Consider the following 26085-nt stretch of genomic DNA (forward strand, 5'->3'; position numbering starts at 1 on the left):
GGTGCACCGTCATCGCTTCTGCATTTTGCGCGGACATCGACATGAACACCGCCTTCCTCATCCAGCTCCTGGTCAACGGCCTCGTGGTCGGCACGCTCTATGGCGTGGTCGCGATGTCGTTCGTGCTGATCTACAAGGCGACGCAGGTCGTCAACTTCGCGCAAGGCGAACTGCTGCTGGTCGGCGCCTGGGTGTGCTGGGCGCTGCTTGCGAAGTACCAGGTGCCGTTCTGGATCGGCATGCCGATGACGCTGGTGTTCATGTTCGTATTCGGCATCGCGATCCAGGTCCTGATCCTGAGACCGATGATCGGCGAACCCATCATCTCGGTGATCATGGTGACGATCGGCCTCTCGACCGTGCTCCAGGCCACGCTGAAATGGATGTTCGGCGTCAATCCGCAACCGTTCCCGCGCGTGTTCGAGAGCCAGTCGGTCAGCCTGCTCGGGCTTCAGATCCAGACCGTCTATGTCATGAGCCTCGTGGTCTCGGTCGCGATGATGATCGGCATGGCCTGGTTCTTCCGCGCCTCCAAATACGGCCTCGCGATGCGCGCCACCGCGTTCAACCAGCAGGTCGCGCAGTCGCTCGGCATCTCCGTCAAGAGCGTGTTCGCGATGGCGTGGGCGATCTCCGCGACAGTGTCGGCGGTCGCGGGCGTGGTGGTCGCCGTCGTCAACGGCGTGTCCTCGGGACTTGCGGCCTACGGCATCAAGGTGTTCCCGGCGGCGATCCTCGGCGGGCTCGATTCCGTCGGCGGCGCCGTGCTCGGCGGCATCATCGTCGGCTTGCTCGAGAACATCGCGCAATATGTCGACAGCGAGTATCTGCACTGGGGCAATCTCTACGAGATCGCACCGTTCTACGTCCTCATCATCGTGCTGATGATCAAGCCCTACGGCCTGTTCGGCACCCACGACATCGAGCGGATCTGATCCATGGCCGGCCCTGCCCTCATCCCTGCTGGTGATTTCCGCACCTCGTACGCGGCGGACACCACGATCTTCCCGACCACGACCAGCCGCAACTTTGCGATCATCGGCGTGCTGTTGCTCTGCCTCGTGCCGCAACTCCTTGGCGGGTACTGGCTCAGCATCCTGATCCAGATCGGCATCTTCTCGATCGCGGCGCTCGGCCTCAACATCCTGGTCGGCTTCACCGGCCAGATCTCGATCGGCCATGCCGCCTTTTTCCTGCTCGGCGCCTTCACCTCGGCCTACATCTCCAACAACGCGCCGATCCCGGTGTTCTTCGCGATCCCGCTTGCGGGCGTCGTCACCGCGCTGGTCGGGCTGATCTTCGGCATCCCGGCGGCGCGACTGAAGGGGCTCTACCTCGTCATCGCAACGCTGGCGGCGCAATACATCCTGCTCGACTTCTTCTCCCGCGCAGAGTGGTTCACCGGGGGCTCGGTGCCCGCCAGCGCCAATCCGTTCTCGATCTTCGGCTTCACGCTGCGCGGCGACAGACAGTATTTCTATGTCGTGCTGGCCTATGTGGTCGCGAGCTACGTCCTCGTCACCAATCTGATGCGCACACGCGACGGCCGTGCGCTGGTGGCGATACGCGACCATTATCTCTCCGCCGAGATCATGGGCATCAACCTCACCAAATACCGCACGCTGTCGTTTGGGCTGGCCGCCTTCTTCGCCGGCATCGCCGGCGCGCTTTATGCCCACTACCAGCTCGTGGTCTCGCAGGAGGGTTTCGGCATCGAGCGCTCGATCCTGTTCCTCGCCATGATCATAATCGGCGGCACCGGTTCGATCATGGGCACGCTGATGGGCACCGCCTTCGTAGTGCTACTGCCCGAGACGATGGAATTCATCAGCCTGTACCTGAAGGGCGGCGCGATCGACAAGGCGCTGTCCCTCAACACCAACATCACCTTCCTGCGCGAGATCGCGATCGGAGTGATCATCATCGCGTTCCTGATGTTCGAGCCGGACGGCCTTGCCCATCGCTGGCGACAGATCAAGGCGTACTGGAAACTCTACCCGTTCTCGCATTGAGCACAGGCAACTCGCTAACCAACTAATAAACAGGAGGAGGCAACCAATGAAGACAAAATCCCTTTTGAGCACTGCATCGCTCGCGCTGGCGATCGCCGCATTCTCGGCCGGCGCGCAGGCGCAGATCGCGATCGGCCATCTCGCCGATTATTCCGGCGGCACCTCCGACGTCGGCACGCCCTACGGCCAGGCCGTCGCCGACACCTTCGCCTGGGTCAACAAGAACGGCGGCGTCGGCGGCAAGCAGCTCAGCGTCGATACCAACGATTACGGCTACCAGGTGCCGCGCGCGATCGCGCTCTACAAGAAATGGTCGGCGCCGGACTCGAAGGTCGCCGCGATCATGGGCTGGGGCACCGCAGACACCGAAGCGCTGACCGGCTTCCTCGCCCAGGACAAGATCCCCGACCTCTCCGGCTCCTATGCCGCAGCCCTCACCGATCCCGAGGGCGTCAGCGGCAAGGCCAAGCCTGCGCCTTATAATTTCTTCTACGGCCCGAGCTATTCGGACTCGCTGCGCGCGATGCTGATGTGGGCGGCCGAGGACTGGAAGGCCAAGGGCAAGCCCGGCAAGCCGAAGTTCGTGCACATGGGCGCCAACCACCCCTATCCGAACGCGCCGAAGGCCGCAGGCGAAGCCATGGCGCAGGAGCTCGGCTTCGAGGTGCTGCCGCCGCTGGTGTTCGCGCTCACACCGGGTGACTACAGCGCGCAGTGCTTGAGCCTGAAATCCTCGGGTGCCAACTACGCCTATCTCGGCAACACCGCGGCTTCCAACATCTCCGTCCTGAAGGCTTGCAAGACCGCCGGCGTCGAGATTCAGTTCCTCGGCAATGTCTGGGGCATGGACGAGAACGCCGCCAAGACCGCCGGCGATGCCGCCAACGGCGTGATCTTCCCGCTGCGCACCGCAGTGAGCTGGGGCGGCGATGCGCCCGGCATGAAGACGGTGATGGAGATCTCCAAGATGTCCGACCCCACCGGCAAGGTCTACCGGCCCGTGCATTACATCGCGGCGGTCTGCTCGGCGCTCTACATGAGGGAGGCGCTCGACTGGGCTGCCAAGAACGGCGGGGCGACCGGCGAGAACGTCGCCAAGGGCTTCTACCAGAAGAAGGACTGGGTGCCGGCCGGAATGGACGGCGTCTGCAATGCCTCGACCTGGACCGACAAGGACCACCGCGGCACGCTGAAGGTAGACCTCTATCGCACCAAGATCGCGGGTGCGACCGACGGCGACCTCAATGATCTCATGGCCAAGGGCACGATCAAGCTCGAGAAGGTCAAGACCGTCGAGCTGCCGCGCAAGCCGGAATTGCTGGGGTGGTGAGCGCTATCTCCGACGTCATGGCCGGGCTTGTCCCGGCCATCCACGTCTGACCACTCGGCATGAAGAACGTGGATGCCCGGGACAAGCCCGAGCATGACGACAGTAGCAGATTGGCGGCATACCCAATGACCGAAATCATCGACGCAACACGGTCCTCCCCGACCGTCGTGCCCGCACCGCCCCTCCTCGCCGTCCGCAACATCGAGGTCGTCTACGACGACGTCATCCTCGTGCTGCGAGGCCTCAGCCTCGACGTGCCCAAGGGCGCGATCGTGGCGTTGTTGGGCGCTAACGGCGCCGGCAAGTCGACGACGCTGAAGGCGATCTCGGGGCTGCTCAAGACCGAGGACGGCGAGGTCACTCGCGGCGAGATCCTGTTCGAGGGCTCCGCTATCGCCGGCATCGATCCCGACAAGATCGTGCGTCGCGGCATCTTCCAGGTGATGGAGGGCCGGCGCATCGTCGCCGACATGACGTCGCTCGAAAACCTCAAGCTCGGCGCCTTCACCCGCAGGGATCGCGAGGTCGATGCCGATCTCGACATGGTCTTCAACTATTTCCCGCGCCTGAAGGAGCGCACCGGCCTTGCCGGTTATCTCTCAGGCGGCGAGCAGCAGATGCTTGCGATCGGCCGCGCTCTGATGGCGCGCCCGAAGATGATCTTGATGGACGAGCCCTCGATGGGCCTGTCGCCGCTGCTGGTGAAAGAGGTGTTCTCGATTATCCAGAAGATCAACCGCGACCTCGGCGTCACCATCCTGCTGGTCGAGCAGAACGCCCGCGCCGCGCTGTCGGTTGCGAGCCACGGCTACATCATGGAACAGGGCAAGGTCGTGCTCGACGGCACCGCGGACGAACTGCGCGACAACGAGGACGTCAAGGAGTTCTACCTCGGCGGCGCCGGCGATCAGCGCAAGAGCTTCAAGAACCTCAAGAGCTTCAAGCGGCGCAAACGGTGGCTGTGAAACTCAGCTCAGCACCTGCTCCGCTTCCGTGACTGCGCAGAGAACATGATAGAACGACGACGCAGGAATGGTGTCGACCAGCGATTTGCCGTCGCGATCGAACTGGTCGTACCAGCCGCCCTTCACGGGATGGCTGAGATAATGCCGTTCGAGCCGCACCAGCGCCGCGCGCGCCTCGTCCGCAGCGCCCGCCTCGCCGGACTCGGCCTGCGCGATCCACGCCTTGGCCATCTCTGTCTGCGGCCACAGCCGGCGCGTGCTGCGACGGATGTTGCCGTTGGCATCGCCCTCGTCGACCAGGCACCCCGTGGCCTCGTCGCGATAGCGCAGCGCGGTGGCGAGCAGTTCGGCGCGACGCTGTCCGGTCGGGCAACCCGTGATGCGTTCAAACCCTTTCAGCAGCCAGACCCACTCGGCCTGATGGCCAGGCTCGACGCTGACGGGCTCGATCTTGGACCAGTCCTCCTCGAAATACTCCGTCAGGATCCGCTTCTGCTTGTCGTAGAGATTGGCGAGGAACAGCGCGAAGAACTCGCCGGCGCGGTTCTGGAACGACAGATCGTGGGTCGCATCGAAGCACGCGATCATCGCCTCGAACAGATGCATGTGCGGGTTTTGCCGGCGCGGCAGCGAGACCGGCAGGCCTTCATGCACGCCGCCATGCGGCGAGCGCAGATGGCCGTCGAGGAAGGCGAGCAGCGCATCGATCTCGGCGCGAATTTGCGCATCCTGGTCGAGCCCGTAGGCGGCCGCGAGCGCAAACAGGATGAAGGCGTGGTCGTAAGCATCGCGTCGGCCGTCCAGCACGGCGCCGTCCGGCGTCAGCCGGTGCACGTAGCCAGGCCGGCCGTCGGGCGCCTTCGCTTTGCTGAGCAGATGCTCCAGCCCCTTCAGCGCGATGGCGCGCCCCCCAGGGTACCAGCCCATCTGCGCCGCCTTGGCGTAACAATAGATCTGGCGCGCCTGCACGAGCACGCGCCGCGGTGCGGCCGTGTCGGCCGTGCCGTCACGGTGCAGCCGGTCGACGAAACCGCCTGCCGCATCGTCCCAGCCGACGGACGACCACAGCGGCAGCGCCTCGTCGATCATGCGGCGCTTCAGGCGCGCGACGACGTCCGCCGCCTCGTCCGCCACAATGATGCCTTCGTCCGCCATCGCGTCCTCTCCACGCCTCGATACTGGCCGTCTGATACCCATGCCGGCGGCGGCGTGCAACGGATGCCAACCCGGAAAGACCAGCCATGACCGCCCATTACGACGCCCGCGAGACGCGCGAACCAGCCGTGCGCGAGGCGGAGCTGTTCTCCCGCCTGCCGGACGTGCTGCGCGGCGCAATGGCCGCACCCGCCTACGCCGAGCGGCTGAAGGGCATAGATCCGGCCGCCGTGACCTCCAGGGCGGCGCTGGCGGGCCTGCCGGTGCTGCGCAAGTCGGAGCTGCCGGCCCTGCACAAGGCCTCAGCGCCCTTCGGCGGCTTCGTGCCGGCAGCCCCGGGATCGTTCGCCCGCCTCTTCACCTCTCCCGGTCCGATCTTCGAGCCTGAAGGGCGGCAGGCCGATCCCTGGCGCGGTGCGCGGGCGCTGTTCGCGGCAGGGTTCCGTCCCAATGACATCGTGCTCAACACCTTCAGCTACCACCTCACCCCCGGCGGCTTCATCTTCGATGCCTCGGCCCGCGCGCTCGGCTGCGCGGTGATCCCGGCCGGCCCCGGCAATACCGAGCAGCAATTCGAGCTGATCGAGGCCTACCGTCCGGTCGGCTACAGCGGCACGCCGGACTTTCTGAAGATTCTGCTCGATGCCACAGCAGGCTCGGGGCGCGACGTCTCATCGATCAAGCGCGCGCTGGTCTCGGGTGCGGCCTTCCCGCCCTCGCTCCAAGCCGAAATCAAGGCACGCAGCATCGACGCCTACCAGGCCTACGGCACCGCCGACCTCGGCCTCATTGCCTTCGAGACCGAGGCGCGTGAGGGCATGGTCGTGAACGAGGATCTGATCATGGAGATCGTCAAACCCGGCACCGGCGATCCCGTCGCGCCGGGCGACGTCGGCGAGATCGTGGTGACCTCGCTCGATCCGAACCATCCCTGGATCCGTCTCGCGCTCGGCGACCTCACGGCAGCGCTGCCGGGCCCGAGCAAATGCGGCCGCACCAACATGCGCATCAAGGGCTGGATGGGCCGCGCCGACCAGACCACCAAGGTCAAAGGCATGTTCGTCCGCCCCGAGCAGGTCGCCGAGATCGGCAAGCGCCATGCCGCGCTCGGCCGCCTGCGCCTCGTCGTCGTGCGCAAGGGCGAGGCCGATGCGATGACGCTGCGAGCGGAAACTGCGGCCGCGAGCGACGCCTTGCGCGAGGAAATTGCAGGCACCTTGCGAGCGGTAACGAAACTCGGCGGCAATGTCGAATTGGTCAGCCCGGGCGCGCTGCCGAACGACGGCAAGGTGATCGCGGACGAGCGGTAAGCGCTCAAATTCCAATTCCCTGGTAACAGGGAATTCTGCGCGAGACCGGTTCAAATAGGCAGGCGCGACGGCCGAGATTCTCGCGCTCTTTGGTGGCACGGACGTGCGTCGGTCGTTGTTGGCGGCGGGGATATTAAGGCATGTAAAATCGGAGCCGTAAGGCGCGCTCCTCGGTCAGGCAGAGGAACGGCCTGTCCGGATGACCCGTTAGGCAACCCCTGTACATTCGCCTCTCAAGTGCGTCGTCGAAAAGGCCGAAAATGGCGAGTAGCACGAGCCCCACACCGCCCGCCATCCCAATCGAACAAATTGCTGCGCGACGCACGCGCGAGGCACGGAAAAATTCCTTACCCACGATAATTCAACACGATTCGGGTCAATCAATCCAAGGTCCGGATGCACCCGCCCATGGGTTTTGGGCGGGTTGATTAGACTTCACATATGGCGCAAAGCAAACTCCCATGACAGATTACATCATCGAGGCATTTCAGGGGTTGGGGCACCTTTCCGTCACATCGGGTGCTGTTCTCGCGCTGTTCTTCGGGTTGGCGGCGCTGATAGTCTTTCCTAGGACGATCCTTATCGTTGCGGCCGGCGCATCATTTGGAATTGGGGCGGCCCCGATCATTCTGGTGGCCGGCACAGCGGGAGGAACGCTGGCGTTTCTGTTAGCCCGCTATATCGCGTCCGGGTGGTTTCGACGAAAGCTCGAACAACGATCTAAATTGGAGGCGATAGCCGAAGCTGTCGACAAGGAAGGATGGCGCATCGTCGCTCTCATGCGACTGGGTGCTCCGGTGCCGAGCGCGTTACAAAACTATCTTTTCGGGCTTACAAGAATCCATCCGATGTCGTTCATCTTGGCCACCCTGGTATTCAGTGCCCCGCAGGTCTTCCTGTTCACCTTCCTCGGCGCCACCGGCCGAGCGTCCTTACTCGAGGACAAGCCCGTCGAACTCACAGTTGTGCCAATCTTGGTGACAGTTGCGATCATCGCCCTTATTTCGTGGCGCGTCCAAAAACTGCTGAGATTGCGCGGTCGATCGGACGGCCCCAACAAGGGCTGTCATTCCATCCGCTAGCATCGAGAGGGCGCAACTCTGCTTCGAGTCCTTGACAAACCACTTGAAGGGCTGTGAGGAGAGATCACAACTTTTCAGGGGCGGCGGATGACAGCGACAATGGCGCGCCCGGCGGTCTTTTTCGACCGCGATGGCGTACTCAATCACGATCACGGCTACGTCTTCGAGGCGACCAAGTTCGAGTGGAAAGACGGCGCCCGTGAAGCGGTTAAGCTCGTCAACGAGGCGGGCTATTTTGCCTTTGTCGTCACCAACCAGTCGGGTGTGGCGCGCGGGTTCTTCGAGGAGAGCGACGTCCAGACTCTCCATCGCTGGATCGCGAAGGAGCTGGCGGTGATCGGCGCGCACATCGACGCATTTGAATACTGTCCCGACCATCCCGAAGCCGCCATCGAGCGCTATCGACGCGTAAGCGACCGTCGCAAGCCCGCGCCCGGCATGATCACCGATCTCCTCAAGCGCTTTCCGGTGGCGGCCGAAAGAAGCATCCTGATCGGCGACAAGCCAAGCGACATGGAGGCGGCCGAAGCTGCGGGCATTCGGGGCCTATTGTTTCAGGATGGAAACCTCGAAGCGTTCGTGCGGCAAGCGCTCTCCTTGCGCTGAGCGTGAGCGATTCAACCCAAGTCTAGCACGCCGACAAAGCTGATCGAGGTGACCGACATCAAGCAGCTTGCGACGCAAGGCGCGTCATTTTCGGAGAGTGATGCTGATCATCCATGTCAGCGCACGCATTGCGGCAAGCGGAGCTATCAACCAAACGAGGCCGTAGCTATCCAGCAGCGTCGCCGTTAGAGGTACCTGAGTCACGTAATACGCGTAGAGGCAGCCTGCCACCTGCGTGGCAATGTTCACGGGATCGTTGCCCCTCGCAAGGACTGAAATTAAACCAATTAGTGAACCGGCGATCACGGTCGCCAAGACAGCGTAAAAGAGTCCCCCCTCAGCATAGCCTGACAGGCCCACACCGGCCGGTTGCGAACCCGTCGTGTATGTGATGGCGGGATAAATCACTGCGAACACTTTCGTGGCCGGATAGCAAGGCTGCGGAGCAAGAAGTCCGCTGAAGGTCGGCCGCACTATGCCGCAACGTTGATCGGGATCCGAAAATATCTGCACATAGTATGGAATTCCAACCGCCATCCTGAATACGCCCGTTCGCACGATCCAAATTGCCTTCTTCAACACTCCACTGAGTCCGCTCTCCGACGGCTCTCCATCGGCGGTTGATGGCGAGCCAAGCGGGGACGATGAGTCCGAACCGGGCAGCGGAACCGCGAGCGACCGTCCCGGGGGACTCGCAAGCGTCGGGCCGGTGCTCTTAACTTCGCAAAATTGGCTCAGAGCCAGGGCCAGGTAGATCGTTCCTCCTGCCGCGATCGTCACGACCGCGCTGCGCACGAGGCCGAATCCAGAGAGCGCCAACGTCAATCCGAGCACTAGCACATAGAGAAGCGCCGGTGCTTTCTGAACAGTTGCGACATCAAGCCAAAGAACGATCACGCTCAGCGCCGCGCAGGCCCCGAGGCTGATCTTTTCACGCTTGAGCAACCCCCGCGCCAGCAGATAGCAACCGATGATGGGCAGACTTGAATAGACGAACGAATAGTACTTGTTACCAAGCAGACTGAACAATTCGACCCGCCTCAGGATCTTCTCCTCGTAGCACAGGCTCTGATCCCACGCCTCGCTCGCGGACAGGCCGCCCGCCTGCGCAAGCTTGTAAACGCAGAAAGCGATCATGGCGCCCGCCAACACCAGCGGAATCCACAGGGGCACCTCGTCGGAAAATGAGAGGCTTGCTGACGCAAAGACCTTCTCGGTAGCGATCGCAGCAATCGGCAGAACGACGAGCGTCAGTAGAAACAAAAGCCAGTAAGTTGGAGATCCGAGCGTGGTCATCCACGCGTAAGGAACTTCCTGAGGAAAGAACAATCGGCCGAGCTGTTCTTGTCCAACAGGAAACGGAATTAGCGCCGCGGCACCCGAGGTCGCGATGTAGGCGGAGACCGCCACACCGACGGCCAGATTGCCCCGTCGCATCTTCCTGAAGTTCATGAAATCGCTCTAGCACTACATTCGTCGGACAAACGGCGTCAGATCCTTCATCAATTCGGGCGGGTTCGCGAGAAGCCCCGACCACAACGGACGAACTGCATCATCGTTCCGTTGAGCTCCCCCGGGCCGATCCACTTGCTTAGCGCGGCTTCGATAGTCGGTAGGGCCCGAGATACAGCACGTCCAGACCCGAGCAGAAATAGGTGTGCAGCGCTTCCAGCGGCGCATTCACGGTCGGCTGCTCGTTGATGTTCAGGCTGGTGTTGATCAGAACCGGTAACGAAGTGGCTTTCGCGAACTCGCCGATCAGTCGGCTGTAGAGCGGATTGCTGTCCGCATGGACGCTCTGGATGCGCGCGGTGTTGTCGACATGGACCACCGCAGGCATGGTCTCGGCGACTTTCTCGTTAACCGGGAACGTCACCACCATGAAGGGCGCGTCGAATGTGTCCTCGAAATATTCGGCCTGGCGCTCGTAAAGCACCGACGGGCAGAACGGGCGAAACTCCTCGCGATATTTGATGGTGAGGTTGATGCGGTCCTTCATGCCCGTATGGCGCGGATCGGCCAGGATCGAGCGGTTGCCGAGCGCGCGCGGACCGTACTCCATGCGCCCCTGGAACCAGCCGACAGTCTTCTGCTCCGTCAGGTCGGCGACGCAGCGCGACACGGGATCGTCGAGCAGCTCAAACCGCGCCCCGATCTTGTCCAGCGTCTCCTTGATCGTGTCGTTGGAATATTCCGGTCCCCAATAGGCATGGGTTAGCGGTGCGATCGTGTGGCCAGCTTCCGCGCATTTCATCATCGCGGCGCCCAGCGCCACGCCCGCATCATGCGGCACCGGCGGAACGTAGAGACGCTTCACGGACGGCTCGGCCGCGATCTCCATGTTCATCTTGCAGTTCAGGCCGACGCCGCCGGCGATGCAGACGTCGCCGCAACCGGTCTCGGCGATCGCGGAGCGGATCACCTCGGTGGTGACGATCTCGAGCTGCTTCTGGCCGCTGGCTGCGATGTTGGTGAACCGCTGGTCGAGCGGCGCACCACGCAGGCGCCGCGGCCCCAGAATCTCCTCCATCTTCTCGGTGAAGATGCGCTCCTGCCGCGTCGAGAAATCGCTGCTAAAGATTTCTGCGTCGCGCCGGCGCTTGTCGAGCTCGGGATCGAGCTCGTAATTGATGCCGGCCGGGCGTAATAATTTCGCAAACTTGTCGAGATAGTCGGGGCTGCCATAGGACGACAGGCCCATGACCTTGTACTCGTCATTGGTCATCTGATAGCCGAGATACTGGGTCAGCATCCCGTAATAGAGCCCTAGACTGTTGTTGCGGCCGAACCGCGTCAGCACGCGGAAGTCGTTACCGCGGGCATGGGCGACGAGACCGGAGCTGGAATCGCCGGAGAAATCGAAGCAGGCGACGGTCGCCTCGGAAAAACCGGATCCGTAGAACGAGCTCGCGGCGTGACAGAGGTGATGGTCGTAGAGCTCGATCTTCGGGCTGTGACCGAACTGGTACCTGAAATATTCGGTGAGGCGCTGCGTGTAGTTCGTGTAGGTCTTCAGCGGCGAGCAGATCCAGTCGACGTCGCGCATGGTGATGCCGGCCTGCTTCAGGCAGAAGCCGATCGCCCCACGCGGCAGCTCGCCGCGCGCGTGCTTGGCCAGTGTGAACCTTTCCTCTTCCGCGGCAGCAATCAGCTCACCGTCGCGCAACAACACGGCAGCGCCATCATGGTGACCATGCTTGATCCCCGAGCTGATTCCGATCACGTACATTCGTTTACACCTCGAAAACGCTTCTCAAGAAGTCCCCCTACAAAGAAGACCGACAAGAAACTCAGATCCTGCGGATGGTATGGTCGAGTTCTACCGCGACGTGCTCGCCTTACAGACCGAGGTGAGAACCGCTTGCGACCGAGTGGACACGCACGTGTAGATGGGACGAAAACGGCCTGGCCGGTTGCATAGTTACCAACGAGGCTTCGAGCCTGCAAGGGCGCAAATCCGCCGTCTTTTGGCGCGTATCGAGGGTTAGAGGATCGGGCTGCGTCTTCGAAACTCCCAAATTGGAGAGCGCGGGGCATACATCGATCGTTCGACTATGTCCCGAGCACTGCAACGGAGCGCACTGCCTCACTCAGCGAGCTGTTTCTCGACCCCGAAACTGACCCGCGTCGCCGACAGCTGATCGGCGAGCGAGATCGGCCATTCGCCGCCCGGTTTGAAGGCTTCGGCGAGCGCCACCAACTCCTCGAGCTGTCCCTTTTCAATGGTCAGACCCTTCCAGCCCCCCTTTGCGCCGGTGACCTCCAATCGCTTGTAGTCGTCGAGCACGAGAACTTTTCCGTCCACAAAGATATCGAAGCGCTCCTTGGGGAACTCCTTCGAGCCCAGCGAGGTATAGGTCAGCGTGCATAGCGAGCCATCGGCGTAACGCACCGTGGCGACGAAATTGTCGTCGCGGCGCCAATGGCCGCTGGCCGGTACAATCGACCGGGCCTGAACCTCGACGGGCTGGCTGCCGGTGAGCGCATTGAAGAGATCGTAGATGTGGCAGGCTTCGCCGATGTTGCGGCCTCCCCCATGCGGGCCATGCACCCAATGATCGGAGGGAATGTAGCCGGCATTCATGCGGTAGTTCACAATCATCGGCGACAGGCGCCCCTTGATCGCTTCGCGGGCCGCGGTGACAGCCGGCGCGAACCGCCGGTTGAATCCCGTCATCAGGAGCGGTCCATTCGGGTTGTCCGCGTAGAACGCCTCGATCGCGTCCAAGCCCTCTTCGGTCATCGACGTCGGTTTCTCGACGAAGACATGCTTGCCGGCCTTCAGCGCTGCCAAGGTCATTTCGGAGTGCAGGTCGTGCCGTGTTGCGATGAGGACGAGATCGACCTGCGGGTCATCGAGAACAGCCTGAAAATCGGTGCTCGCGGTGCTGAAACCAAAGCGCTCGGCGGCCGTGCGCGCAGACAGGCCGGTGCGGCTCACGACACTGCGAAGGTCGAACTTGTCGCCAAGCTTCTTCAGGTTCGGCAGGTGCATGCCCTGCGCAAAGCTGCCGGCCCCGACGACCGCGATCTTGATGCGGCCATCGACGGGCTTCGGAGGGGCAATCTGCAGCACGGACCGCACGGCCTCTTCGCGGTGCGGATACTGCAGCAGAACCAGCAGCGGCTTCTCACCCTCGCCCGCCAGCCGGCCATACGCCTCTTCGGCACGGTCGATCGGATAGGGCTCCTGCAACATGTTGTCGAGCCGAACGCGCCCAGCCGCGAGCAGCCGGAGATATTCGCCCATGTTGCGGTTCTCGGTCCAGCGGACATAGGCGAGCGGGTAGTCTCCGCCCTCCTCCTCATAGACGGGATCGTAGCGTCCGGGTCCGTAGGAGCAGGAGATCAGGACATCGAGCTCCTTGGTGTAGATGTCCGATCGCGCCATGTTCAGGCCGACGTCGCCGACAATCACCACGCGCGCCTTCTTGCGGCAGGACTGAAAAGCCTGAGCGAGAATATCGCTGGAGGCAGAGGCAGCCGTGATGATCGCGACGTCGGCGCCGAAGCCATCGGTCAGCTTGATAATGCTATCGACCAGATTGCCGTCGTTCGGATTGATGCCGTGATCGAGGCCATTTTCCAGCGCGGTCGCAATGCGCTTGTTGTCCACGTCGGTGCCGATGACGCGGCATCCATTGGCGGTCAGGAGCTGCGCCGTGATCTGCCCGAGAATTCCGAGCCCGATCACGACGACTGTCTCGCCAAGCGTCGGCTGCGCGCGACGCACGCCCTGCATCGCGATGGCCCCGAGAGTCACCGTGGCGGCGGCGTCGAAGGAGACCTGCTGCGGGACGGGAACGCACAGATTGACCGGGACGTCGATGACCTCGGCGTGGTTGGCAACGCCCGCGCCGGCGCAGGCAACGCGATCGCCGACCGCGATTCCGTCGACCTCCGATCCGACCGCGATGACGGTGCCGGCGGCCGAGTACCCGGTCGGCAGTCCCGCATCGAGCTTGCCCTTGACCTGCTTGTAGACGCGCGCCACGCCCTGATCGCGCATGAGTTGAAGCACGCGCTTGACATGGTGCGGCTGCTTGAGGGCGCGGCGATACAGCGGGAGGCCTGACATCTTGACGCCGGCCATCTCGGTGCCGACGCTCACGCACGAACGCTCCACCCGGACCAGCACGTTCTTCGGGCCGGCGACGGGCGCCGGGACGTCCTGCAGGAAGACCTTACCCGACCGGACCAGAAGCTGCTTCACGACCATACTCCGCGCGTGTCGATTACCACCTTGCCGTTCAGTTCGGCCGGCGCGATTTCGTTGTAGGCACGATGATTGACCAGCATGACGACGATATGCGCCTCGGCGAGAGCCTGGGCGAGGTCATGCACCATGCGCACGTTCTTGTGCGTGGCAAGCTTTCCCGGCAACAGCTCGGCGAATGGTTCTGACACCAGCAGTTCGCAGCTGTTCCACTCAGCCACCTCTTCGGCGATCTCGAGCGCCGGGCTTTCGCGGAAATCGTCGACGTCGGGCTTGAAGGCGAGACCGAGCGTCAGCACCTTCGGGTAGGCGCCCGCCGACCGCGCGCCGGCGATGGCGGTCTTGATCTTCTCGAGAACGTAGGACGGCTTGCCGTCGTTGACTTCACGCGCGGTGCGGATCAGGCGGGATTCCTGTGGAGCCGCCTCGACGATGAACCAGGGATCCACCGCGATACAATGGCCGCCGACGCCTGGGCCCGGCTGCAGAATATTGACGCGCGGATGATGGTTGGCGAGCCGGATCAGCTCCCAGACGTTGATGCCCAGCTTGTCGCAGACGATCGATAGCTCGTTTGCGAAGGCAATGCCGACGTCGCGGAACGAGTTTTCGGTCAGCTTGCACATCTCCGCCGTGCGGACGTTGGTCTTCAGCAGGCTGCCTGTGCAGAAGATGCGATAGAGCTCCTCGGCGCGCGCCGAGCATTTGGTCGTGATGCCGCCGATCACCCGATCGTTCTCGACCAGCTCGACCAGCACGCGTCCGGGCAACACACGCTCGGGGCAATAGGCAATGTGAACGTCGCAATCCTCGACATCCGAAGTGGGCATCTGCAAATCGGGGCGCAGAGCCGCAAGCTGCGCGGCCATCCGTTCCGTCGTCCCTGGCGGAGAGGTCGATTCCAGCACGACGAGATCGCCGCGCTTCAGGACCGGCGCGATGGATGCAGCCGCGGCCTCGACATAGCTGAGGTCCGCCTTCCCATCATGAAATGGCGTGGGGACGGCAATGATGAAGGCATCCGCCGGCGCAGGCTTCGTCGCCGCGCGCAACTTTCCGACCTGAACCGCGCGCGCGGTCACCGCATCGAGGTCAGGCTCCACGATGTGAACCTGGCCACGGTTGATCTGGGCGACGACCGCCTCGCTGACATCGATACCCACGATCGAAACACCGCGCGAGGCGAGTACGACCGCAGTTGGGAGCCCTATATAGCCGAGCCCGACCACACAAATGGCTTTTAGCTTTACGTCGCTCACAGTTGATCCTCGATCACCTTGCGAATTCGCTTTGCGGCGAGGCCGTCGCCGTAAGGATTAATCGATTGCGCCATCCGCCCATAGTGAACGCGGTCGGTCAACAACCTGGTTGTCTCTTCGACAATACGCTCCCGGGACGTGCCCACGAGAATCACGGTTCCAGCGTCGACAGCCTCGGGACGCTCGGTGGTTTCGCGCATCACCAGGACCGGCTTGCCCAGCGACGGCGCCTCTTCCTGCACGCCGCCGGAGTCGGTGATGATGAGACGCGAACGCTCCATCAGATAGACGAATGGTTCGTAGTCCAGGGGGTCGATCAAATTAATCCGCTTCTGTGCACCGAGCACGCGCTGGACGGGCGCCAGAACGTTGGGATTGGGGTGGACAGGATAGACGATCTGCACGTTATGCTGTGTGACAATGTCGAGCAGCGCATTGCAGATATTTTCGAACCCGTCACCGAAGTTCTCCCGCCGATGTCCTGTCACGAGGATCAGCGGAAGATCGGGATCGAGGTAGCTGAACCGGCCTCGCAGTTCGGCGCCCGCAGAGGGCGCACTCCTCAGCCGCTCCACGGTTTCCATCAGCGCATCGATGACGGTGTTGCCGGTCAGGTGGATATGGAAAGGATCGACCGCTTCCGCGAGGAGATTTTGCCGCGACCGCTCGGTTGGCGCGAAGTGAAACCGGGTCGCAAGGGTTGCGACCCGGCGGTTCATCTCTTCCGGCCACGGCGCGGACAGCGAGCCGGATCGCAGACCTGCTTCCACATGCCCCACGGGCAGCCTGCGGTAGAACGCAGCCAGCGAACCGGCGAGCGTGGTCGAGGTATCGCCGTGGACCAGGACCAGGTTTGGCTTCTCCTGATCCAGCACCTGCCCGATCCCGGTGAGAAGCTTGGCGGTAAGTTGGTCCAACGCCTGGTTGGGCGACATCAGGTTGAGGTCGTGGTCGGGCTTGATCGCGAAGAGATCCAGCACCTGATCCAGCATGCCCCGATGCTGACCCGTCACACAGACCCGCAGATCGAGGCTTTGGCTGCGCCGCAGCTCGGTCACGACCGGCGCCATCTTGATGGCCTCCGGACGCGTTCCAAATATTGCAATGACTTTTCGCATCTTCGGGTTTGCTGTCCGCCTCAACGCTCACCCCGGGGAGCCCCGGCGGCGCTGTGTAACCAGTCACGCGGAAATATACAAACTCAAAGGGGGCCGGAACCGGGCGAATCGCCCGAAATCGACCACCCAAAAAAAGCGTTAAATTCCAAATAGTTGGAGAAGCATTGCGGCAGCCTGCGCAGCTAGCCCGTCTTGTCCTGAGCGAGATCGCGATCCGACCGGTCCGATTCGTGTTTCCCAGGGCACAAGCGTTGCAAAGCTTCCAGCATGCTATCGGCCAGCGCTGTGCGCTCGTAGCGCTTGCTCCCGGTAGCGGCGTTTGCCGCAAGCAAACGCCGGCGTGCCGGATCTCGTGCGAGCTCCGCGATGGCGCGCACCAACTCCTCCACGCTGTCGGGCTCGATGATCTTCGCTGCATCCAGCGGCTCGAGTAGACGCTCCAGCTCGCCCCGTACGTTCGCGATGATTGGCGTGCCGGTCGCCAGGGCCTCAAAAACCTTCGATGGCAACACTGTCCTGAACAATGGGGTGTTCTTCAGCAATACCAGCGTGAAGTCGCTCAAATGCCAGTAGTCGATGGTCTCATCGTGCGACACGGGACCGACAAACAGCACATTCCGCAGTCCCCGACGTTGGGCCTGTTGTTGCAACTCCTCGCGCTCCGCACCGGACCCGACGATGATAAATTGCGCCTCGGGAACGCGGGTCAGGCACTCGTCTGCCGCGTCGAGGATAAGCTGTAGCCCATGCGCCATGCCGACAGTGCCGATGTATGAAACGACTACCTTGTTCTCGGTTCCAAACCTCTCGCGCAACGACGATGGCGCGCATCCGGGGGCGAGTTTGGATGTGTCTGCACCATTGGTGACTACGACGATCTTGTCGGCATCGATTCCCCGCGACATCAGCACGTCGCGGGTCGTATGGGTGACCGTAACGATGAGATCCGAGTGCCTGTAGAGAAAGCGCTCCACACGCCGGACAAGATTGACCACCCGTCCTTCCTTCATGGCGCCAACGGCGACAATCGAGTCTGGCCAGAGATCGCGCACTTCGAACACGAACGGCCTGCGGTGAACGCGGCTCGCAATCCATCCCGCGATAGCGGCAAATATGTGTGGCGACGTCGCAATAACGACGTCCGGTCGAGCAACAAAAGGCGATGCAAGGCTCGCCGTCAGCACAAAGCTCAGGTAGTCGAGAATTCGCAAAATTGCGCCACGATTGGGAAACACCAGCGTCGGGACGCGTAAAACGTCTACGTTGTCGTACATTTCACGTTTGTAGAGCGATTGCCGATAGCCGCCGAACACCTTGCCATCCGGGTGGTTTGGAAAATTGGTCAGCATGGTGACCTGATGGCCGCGCTCGATCCAACGCTTCGCATGCGTGCTGCAGCGGATAGACGGCGCGCTCGCCTCAGGCGGATAGTGATCGGTGACGAAGAGGATACGCAAATCAGAGCTCGAACCGGGTTTCGACTTCCATGGGTAGCCCGCCGGTATAGCTCCAGGCAAGGACCGGTCGCAAGATTCGGTGCCCAAAACTCGGCGCGTAGTACCCGTCGTTCAGCAGGAATTGCGACGCTCCCCTCGCTGACACACGAAGCCGCGGCTCCCCTGGCACCTCGATCGACCAGCCTTGCCCGTCCGGGCAAATATGACCGACCAGCGGGTGCAGCGGAAAACGACCGATGATCGTGTGGTTTCCCTCGCCCGTAACACGGTCCCGAACAACTAGCGAAGTCGGCGACACCGTGACGCTGCGGCAGTGGACTGGTCGGCCAGGGAGCCAGCGGTACCCATCGTGACTGGCGGAGGCCGACTGGATGTGGCCGGTCACGGATACCGATCTGCCGAATGGATGCGCACGCCGCCCGACGCGAAAGCTGGCCCACACTTCGGTTGAATTCTCTGCATCGATCTCGACAGTCGCGTGGGCGCCGGTCGAACGCTCTTCATCTCGAATTGCATCGTGGGCGTAAGACGAAGTCCCGGAGTTGGTGATCAACCGACGATCGCCAAACGACACTTCGAGCGAGAGCGTGTCTGCATGCGCATGCCCTGGCAGGTAGGAGGGGCCGACTTCGGCCGTGTCGAGGATCGCGAGCCAGGGACCGGAGCGCAGCCGCACGTACCCGCTGTCAGCCAGCCGACCGGTCGCCTCGCTCCGCAAGACGTGCAGCGATGCCCCATAGTCCGCAAGCTGCCTGTACGTCCTCGCGATGCCTAACGCCGCGTCATTGAAGAAGGCGATTTCCCCGTCCGGATGGACCATTTCACCCAGCCAGGCCAGCATACGCTCGGCCAAAGCCGGCCATTGCGCCGCCGCTTCAGCAAGCTCGTGCGGATAGATCCTCGAAAGCTGAATGAGATCCAGGACATCCTCGAGCAGGATGGCGTGATACATCGGACTGAGCTCAAAGTGGCCGCCGTCCGACAGCACCTGTTCGCGCCACTCCCGTTGCAGCAGATCCAGGCCGGTGCGTCGCCATCGGTCTGCTTCGCCCCCCGAGAAATAGCAACCCGCGAACACAAGGGCTTTCGCGTTCGCGAGCAGATGGTTGCCCAGCAGATGATACTCGAGCGAGGAGTTCAGCGCGCGCGTCTGCGTTGCCAAGCTGTCGCGCACGGCGGAGCCCAGATCGTTGCCCGCCAGCGCCCATGCGACCCAGTTCACGATGCGCAGCGATATCGTATACGGTTCCCAGCCGTTTCCCGTCATGGGACGATTTTCGGCAATCCAGGCGTCGATCAGGTCGCGATGCCATGACGCACGGGCCTCGCTTGCCTCTGCGCGCAAATCGTCGAAATAGTGCAGGTTGTACAGCCACAGCTTCGGCATTGCCGGATTGTTCCAGCCGGCACCGTCCGGCAGCTCCGCCACCTGCCCAAGAATCCGGAAGCGTCGGGGGGACACCATGGTGGCCGGCCGGCCCGCAGCATTCCGCCATCTCGCCGTCGGCGTGCGCAAACCAGGTGCGGGTCCATGCGCGATGCTGGGCGGAAGAATTCGGCGCTTGACGCGATTGATGATCTGTTCGGAACGCAAGTGGCGCACCGTTCGGATTAGGCGCGCGGGATCCCCCCATCGTTTCCCAAACATTCCATGTTCCGGCTGTGTTTCGCCCAAGCGCTGATACCATTTCCGGTGCCGAGTTCAATAGCTCGGCCTGCACGAGACGGTGCGCTGGCTTGCCGGGAGATTTTGAAGGCCGAGGGAGCCTTGCCCTGCCGGTGCAGAGGCTGCGGAACTCCGGCAGATCGGCAATCGCCGGCGCCTATTCTTGTGCCAGGCTCATGGGGGGGATACAGTTGTGCCATGATGAGAGTGCTCCCATGAACAACAGGGTTGTCCGCGATTTCTGGAACGAGGCCGCCTGCGGCGAGGCCGCTTATGCCGTCGGCATCGACGCCTCAAATCGCTTCTCCAGCCAACGCGAGACGAGGTACGAGCTCGAGCCCTTCATCAAGCCCTTCGCCCGCTTCGAAGAGGGCCACGAGCAGGCTGTACTCGAAATCGGCGTTGGCATGGGTGCTGACCATGAACGATGGGCGCGCAGCGGACCCGCCCGCCTTTGCGGCATTGACTTGACCCCGCGCGCCGTCGACCTGACGCGCGAACGCCTCGCCCTCGCCCACCTTGAGTCCGAGCTCCGAGTGGCCGACGGGGAACGGCTTCCTTTTCCGGATGCGACGTTCGATATCGTCTACAGCTGGGGCGTTCTGCACCACAGTGCCGATACAACGCAGGCGTTCAAGGAGGTTGCCCGTGTGCTGAAGCCCCGGGGCACTGCGCGGATCATGATCTACCACAAGTGGTCGATCGTCGGTCTCATGCTCTGGCTTCGCTATGGACGATTGTCGTCCAGCCTTGCCTCGATCTATGCGAACCACCTCGAAAGCCCCGGCACCAAGGCCTACTCGACGAAGGAGGCGGCCGCGATCGTCGAGGCCAGCGGCTTGCAGATGGTCAAGATGGAAGTCGAACTGAGCCCGGGTGACTTACTTTCCGGCGCAACGGGCCAGCGTCATCGCGGACGTCTTCTGTCGATCGCCCGGCGCCTTTGGCCGCGTGCGCTCCTGCTTGCTGTGGCGCGCCAGCTCGGCCTCTACCTCATGATCGAAGCGATCCGCCCCTCAGAATAGGTTGCCGGAATATCTTGCTCGTGGCCTTCGTTGGAGTTGGAGCGCCGGTTCCGCGGGCCATCCGGAAGATGGGACGGCGGCGAGGTGCCTCGCTCCAATTCGTTGCGTCAGAGATCGGCGGAAAGGCCGGACCTGACGCTGTTGAGAAGCAGCCAGACACAGACAAATCCGGCACTCGCACTCTGAATCCACGCCAGACCAACGGCACCGAACTGTCCAAACAGCGCAACCGAGAGAGCGGCCTGCAGGGTCGCCGCGCAGAGCCAGGCCATGACCTGCGACCAGGGAAATCCGCTCGCCGACAGGAACTGGGAGGCTGCGGAGGCGACGCCGATGAAGAATACACCGGGAAGCAGCGCGAGGATGATGGCCACGGCCGGCTCGTACGCTTTCCCGAATATGATTGTGACGATCGGGCTCGCCAGCACGGCGCTGGCTGTGCAGACCAGCGCCATCAGCAAGGTGATCTGTAGCAACGCGACCTTGTACTGCTGCATTCGCGCCGCACCTTTCGCACGCACGAGCGCGGGAAACAGCAGAAGGCCGATCGTCGAGGGCAGGATCAGCAACGCGTCGGCGATCTGTGCCGCAATCGACCAGTAACCGATATCCGCAAACTCGCCGAATTGCCTGAGCACCATGACGCTCATGCGGCCCATGACGAAGCCGAGCAGAGTCGCGATATGAGCCCGCAGCGCAAATGCGATACCGTCCCGGAACAGGCCGAAGTCGAAGCGCCGCGGAATGTCGACGCCCTTCGCCAGGACGGCCCAGGCGGCGACGCAGGCGACGAGCGAGGCGATGACCGCAGCAACCAGGAAGCCCCCAAGCCGTGGAGCAAGCCAGCATGCGAGCAGCGCCGCACCGATGGCAACGACGCCGTTGAGGATGATCAGACCGTTGAAGGTCCTGGGGCGATTAAGAGCGACCGCGATGTTGGACAGGTAAAGGAACAGGAGCAGCGACGGTGTCAGCGCCGTCACGATGGCGACGAACATGACGTTTTGTTCGGAACCGCCGATCGCCAGATCGACTGCAAGGACGCCCGCCGCCGCCGCAACCCCGGCCAGGATCGCAAGCCACAACGAGTTGGCCATGATCTGAGCGAGCAGCGCCGGCGTCCGCGCAATCAAGTACGTGTTGCTCGACTGAATGCCGAGGGAGGCGATCTGCAGGGCAATCGCAGCGAGCGTCACGATGTAGTAATAGTGCCCGCGCTCGGCGGGACCGAGCATGCGCGCCGTCAGGATCGCCACGCCGAACGAGCCGAGGATAGCGAGGCCCCGCGCCAACAGCATCTCAGCATAGGTGTGGATCAAGGAGGGCACGAGGTATCGTTCCCGTCCGGCATGATCGTTACCGCCAGCCTCGCCGGCAAGGCTCCCTGCCTGCGCCACACCAGCCGATGCGATGGCTCGACAACGCCGTAGCTCGGCGAGATCAACGTGGGCTCGATGGTCAGCTCCCAACCGCCACCAGATGCCGAAAGGGAGAACAGACGTCCCGCTGAAGCAAGGCGGACCGCGGCGCCGCTGCGGTCGACGCGGACGGAAGGCGCCAGATGCAAAGGTACGGCGATCTCGTGTTCGCCTTCGCCGTCGATGGTATCGACGATCTCGACACGGCCCGATCGCCTGTCCAGGCTGATTTCCCGCGCAACGTCGACGCCGAGGCGCCGGTAGCCCTGATGCCTACCGGCAAACAGGTCCTGCTCGTCGCCGGTCCGCCAAGTCGTGCATTCGGCCTGCGCATCGTCCTGGAGGTTCCAGAGATTGCCGGGGTCGAAGCGGTTCATCTCCGCGCCATCGATCCCGGGCGTGTTGTGGGACGAGGTCGAACGAAACTCGTTTCGCTTCTCGAACGAGGCCGTATAGACGAACGAGCCGCGGTCGATGACGACCGGCGCGCCAGCGAGCCAGGCTTCAAACGACAGCGCGTCGTTGTGTCCGTGGCCGCCGCGGCCGGCGAGGCCGACCGGGCCGCAATCAATGAATACGTGATGATCCCCGGCGCGCATGACATACGCGCCGCCGTGCGGGAATGCCATCGACGACGCCGGCGAGCGAACGGCTGGCGCGAATGATGCGGCCAAGTCGGGTCCGACCACCCAGACGAGTTCGGAGCGAGGCCCCTCCGCTTGCGCCGCCAGATCGCTATCGCCGAATGCCAGTGCAATCAGACTGACCAGATAGCGATGGTCGCCGAGCTTCTGCCCACCGAATGGCAACGCTCTTGCGTCGTCGGCATCCCCCCACAGCGGGCTGGTGCCGTCGGGGCGCGAATAGGCCGCGGCAAATCGCGCCATCGCGCGCAGCCGCTGGACGTAACTGTCCGTCAGGCTGGCGCCGCAGGCCTTGCGGAACAGTGCCGGCCACACGAAGAGTTCGCAGACCAGCCGGTGATAGGGCACCGACGCCTCGAAATCGACCCCGTCGGCGAAGACCTGCTTTTCGATTTCCTCTTGCAGCCCTCGCCAGCCGGCATCTTGCCAGCGACCGGCATTCCCCACGTCGCCGAAAAAGTGGCCGGCCATCACCAGGCCGGCAAGATCCGCGGTGTAGTGGTTGCCGTTGACATCGGCTTTCTCGATGTGCCTCAGCGTGAAGTCGCCGTGGAGGTAAAGGCAGGCCAGAAACTTCGCGCGAAAGTCCTCGTCGCGCCACGAGGGGCTGTTCGCGAATACATGAAACAGCCAGGTCCAGATGAAGAGCCGCATCGCGGCTTCCATCGTGCAGGACCAGTTCACGGTGTAGCCGAGCGGATTGCCATCCATCCACTCCTGCAGGATATCGCGGGCGGCGACGGCATATTGCTCGTCGGCATCCAGCAGGTAGGCCTGTCCCGCCGGAATCAGCCATTGCAGTCGTGAAATCTCCCAGGGCACCTTGACGTCGCTGGGACGATCGCGGTTCACGTAGTCGATCGATCGCGCGAAGCCTCCCGGCCACCCCATCCCCACCCGGTAATCGCGGGCCCAGTCGATCGGCCTGCCGAGCGCGACCGGCCCGGTCCCGAGCAGGTCGACTGTTCGTGCGCAAGCAAGGCGTGCGGCGTCGCGAATCCGCGCGCTCTCGCCCGGCTCGACGCGGTCGAGCGCCGCGGAATCCATCGCCGATGTCCAGGCCGGATACGGGCGCTGGCGCAGCCGTGTCCATAATTCATCGATGGAGGAGGCCCGCGCCATCGCAAGCAGCCGCCCGCGCGAGAGGCTTCGCTCCCGCATCGGCGCAAGCCAGCGGTCGAGCTCGCGCTCCCCCTCCTGCCAGGCGCGGCTGGCAACGTAGGTCGGAGATTTGCCGAGAATCCTCCTGGCGCGGCGCGCCGCGTCAAGCAACCGCATCGGACAACTGCGACGTATCGACCGCCTTGCGATCTATCCACAAATCATACCAGGCGGTCAGATTGTAGATCGCCCAGAGATACAGGCTGGTATCGGTCCGCCCGGTGAAGTGCCAGTCGAACAGCTTCTCGATATAGGAGGCATTCAGGAAGCCGCGCCGCATCAACCCCGAAGAGAACACCGACGTCCGGACCGCACGGCCGAAATCGCTGCGCATCCAGTCACTCATCGGCGCGCCGAAGCCCATCTTCTTGCGATAGATGATGTTGTCGGGGATCAGGCCCTCGACGGCCTTCTTCAGAAGATATTTCGGCTCGCCGCCCTTGGTCTTCCATTCCTCGGGAATGTCCATCGAGAACTCGACGAGCTTGTGGTCGAGGAAGGGGACGCGAGCTTCCAGCGACTCCGACATACCGATCTTGTCGACCCGCATCAGCAGTAGCTCGGGCAAGCGCAGCCTGAACTCGCTGTGGATCATGCGCGTCAGCGGATCAAGGTTGGGGAACTTGGCATCCAGGGGATCCATGAAGCTGCGGACGATATTGAAGCTGTCGAGCTTCAGATATTCGGGATCGAGCAACCCCGCCGCGTCCGCGTGATCGTCGTTGGCGGCCGCGATGGCGGCGGAGTCAACGAGCTGGCTCTTCATCAGATCGGGGAACACCATCGCGCCGGACCAGAAATGCTCGCGGCTTCGGGCCGCGCGATCGATGACGTCAGCATAGACCGGTAGCTTCGGATGAATCCCCGAAAGCAGATTGGCAGTGCCCGCCGCAAGGCGCTGTGCCGGCTGCGGCAGATACTTGCGGAACGGCGCCCAGTATTTGTGATACATCTTCAGGTACGTCATGTAGCCCGAATAGCCGCAGAACTGCTCGTCCGAGCCTTCGCCGACCTGGACCACCTTCATGCCGTTGTCGTGCGCGAGCTTGGAGACGAAATAGAGCGGGATGCACACCCAGTCGGCGATCGGCTCGTCCTGCGAGTGCAGCATCTGCGGCAGGTAGTTGATCATGTCCTTCTTGCTGATCCCAATCTCATGATGATTTGTGCCGAACTGACGTGCGATCTGATTGGCCTGCTCGTATTCGTTCAGATGCTTGTAGTCGCTGAATCCGATCGTGAAGGTCTCCACGGGGCGGCTGGAGAATTCGCTCATCAACGCCACGTTGGTCGATGAATCGACGCCGCCCGACAGGAACACGCCCATCGGCACGTCCGACATCATCCGCTTCTCCACGCTGGCGCGGAGCCGGTCGCGAATGCCGCTGACGTAGAACTCCTCGAGCGCCGCCTCCGAAAGATTGGCGGTCTCGCCCGGGTCGATGCCGCGTCCGGGCATCGCGTCCCAGTATCGCGAGATCGTCGCCTTGCCGGAACGATCGATCGTCATGCTGCATCCGGCCGGCAGCTTGTAGATGCCGCGCATCATCGTCAGCGGCGCCGGTGTCGTCAGGAACGAAAGGTAGTGGTACATCGCGTATGGGTCGATCTCGCGCACGAAGTCGGGATGCTCAACCAGCGCCTTCATCTCCGATGCGAAGGCGAAGCATCCCTTAATCCGGGCGAAATAGAGCGGTTTGACGCCGATGCGGTCTCGCGCGAGCGACAGCAGCCCCTTGCGCTCGTCCCAGATCCCGAAGGCGTAGTCGCCCTCGATCCGCTCGAGCAGGCCGTCGAGGCCCCACTCCTCGTAGCCGTGCACCAGCACTTCTGTGTCGCTGTGATCGGTACGGAACTTGTGCCCACGGGCGACGAGCTCAGGCCTGAGCTTGGCGTGATTGTAGATTTCACCGTTGAAGGTGATGATGACGGTGCCGTCCTCGTTGCGCATCGGCTGCGTCGCGGCGACGTTGAGGTCGACGATCGAGAGACGGCGGTGGCCGAGCCCGATTTTGCGGTCGTCCGAGACCCAGCCGTCTCCGCCGTCCGGCCCGCGATGCGCCATGGCGTCGCGCATGCGATCCAGGACGCTACGATCGACCCTGCCGGCGTCGCCGTAAGATAGCAAACCCACTATTCCGCACATTCAGAACAATCCCCT

General features: G+C 62.9%; 19 protein-coding genes. 8 read left to right on the forward strand and 11 right to left on the reverse strand.

The genetic code is table 11. The features are described from left to right. Nucleotides 1-41: 41 nt before the first annotated feature. The 4 genes from J4G43_RS35600 to J4G43_RS35615 all read left to right on the forward strand — a co-directional run bounded on the left by J4G43_RS35600 (nucleotide 42) and on the right by J4G43_RS35615 (nucleotide 4307). Nucleotides 42-935, forward strand: coding sequence for a branched-chain amino acid ABC transporter permease (locus tag J4G43_RS35600; protein WP_208087782.1), 894 nt, complete (start codon nucleotides 42-44; stop codon nucleotides 933-935). 3 nt (nucleotides 936-938) lie between these two features. Next, the gene (locus J4G43_RS35605; protein ID WP_071912027.1) at nucleotides 939-2012 is read left to right on the forward strand and encodes a branched-chain amino acid ABC transporter permease; all 1074 of its coding nucleotides are present in this window, start codon (nucleotides 939-941) and stop codon (nucleotides 2010-2012) included. 46 nt (nucleotides 2013-2058) lie between these two features. Continuing rightward, nucleotides 2059-3342, forward strand: a complete 1284-nt coding sequence (locus J4G43_RS35610) for an ABC transporter substrate-binding protein (protein WP_208070463.1) — start codon at nucleotides 2059-2061, stop codon at nucleotides 3340-3342. A gap of 125 nt (nucleotides 3343-3467) precedes the next feature. Further along, nucleotides 3468-4307 (forward strand): ABC transporter ATP-binding protein, encoded by an 840-nt coding sequence (locus tag J4G43_RS35615; protein WP_135214483.1) that lies wholly within the window; start codon nucleotides 3468-3470, stop codon nucleotides 4305-4307. Between the two features lie 3 nt (nucleotides 4308-4310). Here the strand turns inward: J4G43_RS35615 and J4G43_RS35620 are convergent, their stop codons facing one another. Next, entirely contained in the window at nucleotides 4311-5462 is a 1152-nt protein-coding gene (locus tag J4G43_RS35620) for an AGE family epimerase/isomerase (RefSeq protein ID WP_208087783.1), read from the reverse strand. 86 nt (nucleotides 5463-5548) lie between these two features. On the opposite strand from J4G43_RS35620, the gene J4G43_RS35625 reads away from it, so the two are divergent. The 3 genes from J4G43_RS35625 (at nucleotide 5549) to J4G43_RS35635 (ending at nucleotide 8460) form a co-directional block, all read left to right on the forward strand. Beyond that, a complete protein-coding gene (locus J4G43_RS35625; protein WP_208087784.1) occupies nucleotides 5549-6772 on the forward strand; it encodes a phenylacetate--CoA ligase family protein in 1224 nt (407 codons plus the stop codon). A 461-nt stretch (nucleotides 6773-7233) separates the two neighbouring features. After that, on the forward strand, nucleotides 7234-7854 hold the full coding sequence (locus J4G43_RS35630; protein WP_038957526.1) for a TVP38/TMEM64 family protein: 621 nt from the start codon (nucleotides 7234-7236) through the stop codon (nucleotides 7852-7854). Nucleotides 7855-7953: 99 nt separating this feature from the next. After that, entirely contained in the window at nucleotides 7954-8460 is a 507-nt protein-coding gene (locus J4G43_RS35635) for a D-glycero-alpha-D-manno-heptose-1,7-bisphosphate 7-phosphatase (protein WP_038957525.1), read from the forward strand. 84 nt (nucleotides 8461-8544) lie between these two features. On the opposite strand, the gene J4G43_RS35640 is transcribed toward J4G43_RS35635, so the two are convergent. The 7 genes from J4G43_RS35640 to J4G43_RS35670 form a co-directional block, all read right to left on the reverse strand. Further along, on the reverse strand, nucleotides 8545-9912 hold the full coding sequence (locus J4G43_RS35640) for a hypothetical protein (protein ID WP_208070457.1): 1368 nt from the start codon (nucleotides 9910-9912) through the stop codon (nucleotides 8545-8547). A 139-nt stretch (nucleotides 9913-10051) separates the two neighbouring features. Beyond that, nucleotides 10052-11689 (reverse strand): carbamoyltransferase family protein, encoded by a 1638-nt coding sequence (locus tag J4G43_RS35645; protein ID WP_208087785.1) that lies wholly within the window; start codon nucleotides 11687-11689, stop codon nucleotides 10052-10054. A gap of 357 nt (nucleotides 11690-12046) precedes the next feature. Beyond that, the gene (locus tag J4G43_RS35650; protein WP_038957522.1) at nucleotides 12047-14173 is read right to left on the reverse strand and encodes a bi-domain-containing oxidoreductase; all 2127 of its coding nucleotides are present in this window, start codon (nucleotides 14171-14173) and stop codon (nucleotides 12047-12049) included. After that, entirely contained in the window at nucleotides 14170-15435 is a 1266-nt protein-coding gene (gene wecC, locus J4G43_RS35655; RefSeq protein WP_208087786.1) for a UDP-N-acetyl-D-mannosamine dehydrogenase, read from the reverse strand. The genes J4G43_RS35650 and wecC overlap by 4 nt, the downstream gene beginning before the upstream one ends. Further along, nucleotides 15432-16505 (reverse strand): non-hydrolyzing UDP-N-acetylglucosamine 2-epimerase, encoded by a 1074-nt coding sequence (gene wecB / locus J4G43_RS35660; protein WP_038957520.1) that lies wholly within the window; start codon nucleotides 16503-16505, stop codon nucleotides 15432-15434. The genes wecC and wecB overlap by 4 nt, the downstream gene beginning before the upstream one ends. Before the next feature lie 230 nt (nucleotides 16506-16735). Next, entirely contained in the window at nucleotides 16736-18010 is a 1275-nt protein-coding gene (locus tag J4G43_RS35665; protein ID WP_208070451.1) for a glycosyltransferase family 4 protein, read from the reverse strand. A 1-nt stretch (nucleotide 18011) separates the two neighbouring features. Beyond that, nucleotides 18012-19604 (reverse strand): heparinase II/III family protein, encoded by a 1593-nt coding sequence (locus J4G43_RS35670; protein ID WP_162136821.1) that lies wholly within the window; start codon nucleotides 19602-19604, stop codon nucleotides 18012-18014. A 143-nt stretch (nucleotides 19605-19747) separates the two neighbouring features. Here J4G43_RS35670 and J4G43_RS35675 point away from each other — a divergent pair, with 143 nt between their 5' ends. Next, a complete protein-coding gene (locus J4G43_RS35675; protein WP_208087787.1) occupies nucleotides 19748-20701 on the forward strand; it encodes a class I SAM-dependent methyltransferase in 954 nt (317 codons plus the stop codon). Nucleotides 20702-20808: 107 nt separating this feature from the next. Here J4G43_RS35675 and J4G43_RS35680 read toward each other — a convergent pair whose 3' ends face one another. From J4G43_RS35680 to asnB, 3 genes are read right to left on the reverse strand one after another with little or no spacing between them, the layout of a single operon-like run. Next, the gene (locus J4G43_RS35680; RefSeq protein WP_208087788.1) at nucleotides 20809-22029 is read right to left on the reverse strand and encodes an oligosaccharide flippase family protein; all 1221 of its coding nucleotides are present in this window, start codon (nucleotides 22027-22029) and stop codon (nucleotides 20809-20811) included. Further along, on the reverse strand, nucleotides 22017-24041 hold the full coding sequence (locus J4G43_RS35685) for an alginate lyase family protein (RefSeq protein ID WP_208070433.1): 2025 nt from the start codon (nucleotides 24039-24041) through the stop codon (nucleotides 22017-22019). The genes J4G43_RS35680 and J4G43_RS35685 overlap by 13 nt, the downstream gene beginning before the upstream one ends. After that, nucleotides 24028-26070, reverse strand: coding sequence for an asparagine synthase (glutamine-hydrolyzing) (asnB, locus tag J4G43_RS35690; protein ID WP_225005302.1), 2043 nt, complete (start codon nucleotides 26068-26070; stop codon nucleotides 24028-24030). Before asnB ends, J4G43_RS35685 begins: the two co-directional genes overlap by 14 nt. Nucleotides 26071-26085: the final 15 nt, after the last annotated feature.

The organism is Bradyrhizobium barranii subsp. barranii, from assembly GCF_017565645.3.
In the GTDB taxonomy this organism is placed as follows: domain Bacteria; phylum Pseudomonadota; class Alphaproteobacteria; order Rhizobiales; family Xanthobacteraceae; genus Bradyrhizobium; species Bradyrhizobium barranii.

Coding starts and splice junctions, on each gene's coding strand:
- J4G43_RS35615 (WP_135214483.1), top strand. CDS start 3,468: ATGACCGAAATCATCGACGCAACACGGTCCTCCCCGACCGTCGTGCCC.
- J4G43_RS35630 (WP_038957526.1), top strand. CDS start 7,234: ATGACAGATTACATCATCGAGGCATTTCAGGGGTTGGGGCACCTTTCC.
- J4G43_RS35625 (WP_208087784.1), top strand. CDS start 5,549: ATGACCGCCCATTACGACGCCCGCGAGACGCGCGAACCAGCCGTGCGC.
- asnB (WP_225005302.1), bottom strand. CDS start 26,070: ATGTGCGGAATAGTGGGTTTGCTATCTTACGGCGACGCCGGCAGGGTC.
- J4G43_RS35645 (WP_208087785.1), bottom strand. CDS start 11,689: ATGTACGTGATCGGAATCAGCTCGGGGATCAAGCATGGTCACCATGAT.
- J4G43_RS35610 (WP_208070463.1), top strand. CDS start 2,059: ATGAAGACAAAATCCCTTTTGAGCACTGCATCGCTCGCGCTGGCGATC.
- J4G43_RS35620 (WP_208087783.1), bottom strand. CDS start 5,462: ATGGCGGACGAAGGCATCATTGTGGCGGACGAGGCGGCGGACGTCGTC.
- J4G43_RS35600 (WP_208087782.1), top strand. CDS start 42: ATGAACACCGCCTTCCTCATCCAGCTCCTGGTCAACGGCCTCGTGGTC.
- J4G43_RS35605 (WP_071912027.1), top strand. CDS start 939: ATGGCCGGCCCTGCCCTCATCCCTGCTGGTGATTTCCGCACCTCGTAC.
- J4G43_RS35640 (WP_208070457.1), bottom strand. CDS start 9,912: ATGAACTTCAGGAAGATGCGACGGGGCAATCTGGCCGTCGGTGTGGCG.
- J4G43_RS35635 (WP_038957525.1), top strand. CDS start 7,954: ATGGCGCGCCCGGCGGTCTTTTTCGACCGCGATGGCGTACTCAATCAC.
- wecB (WP_038957520.1), bottom strand. CDS start 16,505: ATGGCGCCGGTCGTGACCGAGCTGCGGCGCAGCCAAAGCCTCGATCTG.
- J4G43_RS35685 (WP_208070433.1), bottom strand. CDS start 24,041: ATGCGGTTGCTTGACGCGGCGCGCCGCGCCAGGAGGATTCTCGGCAAA.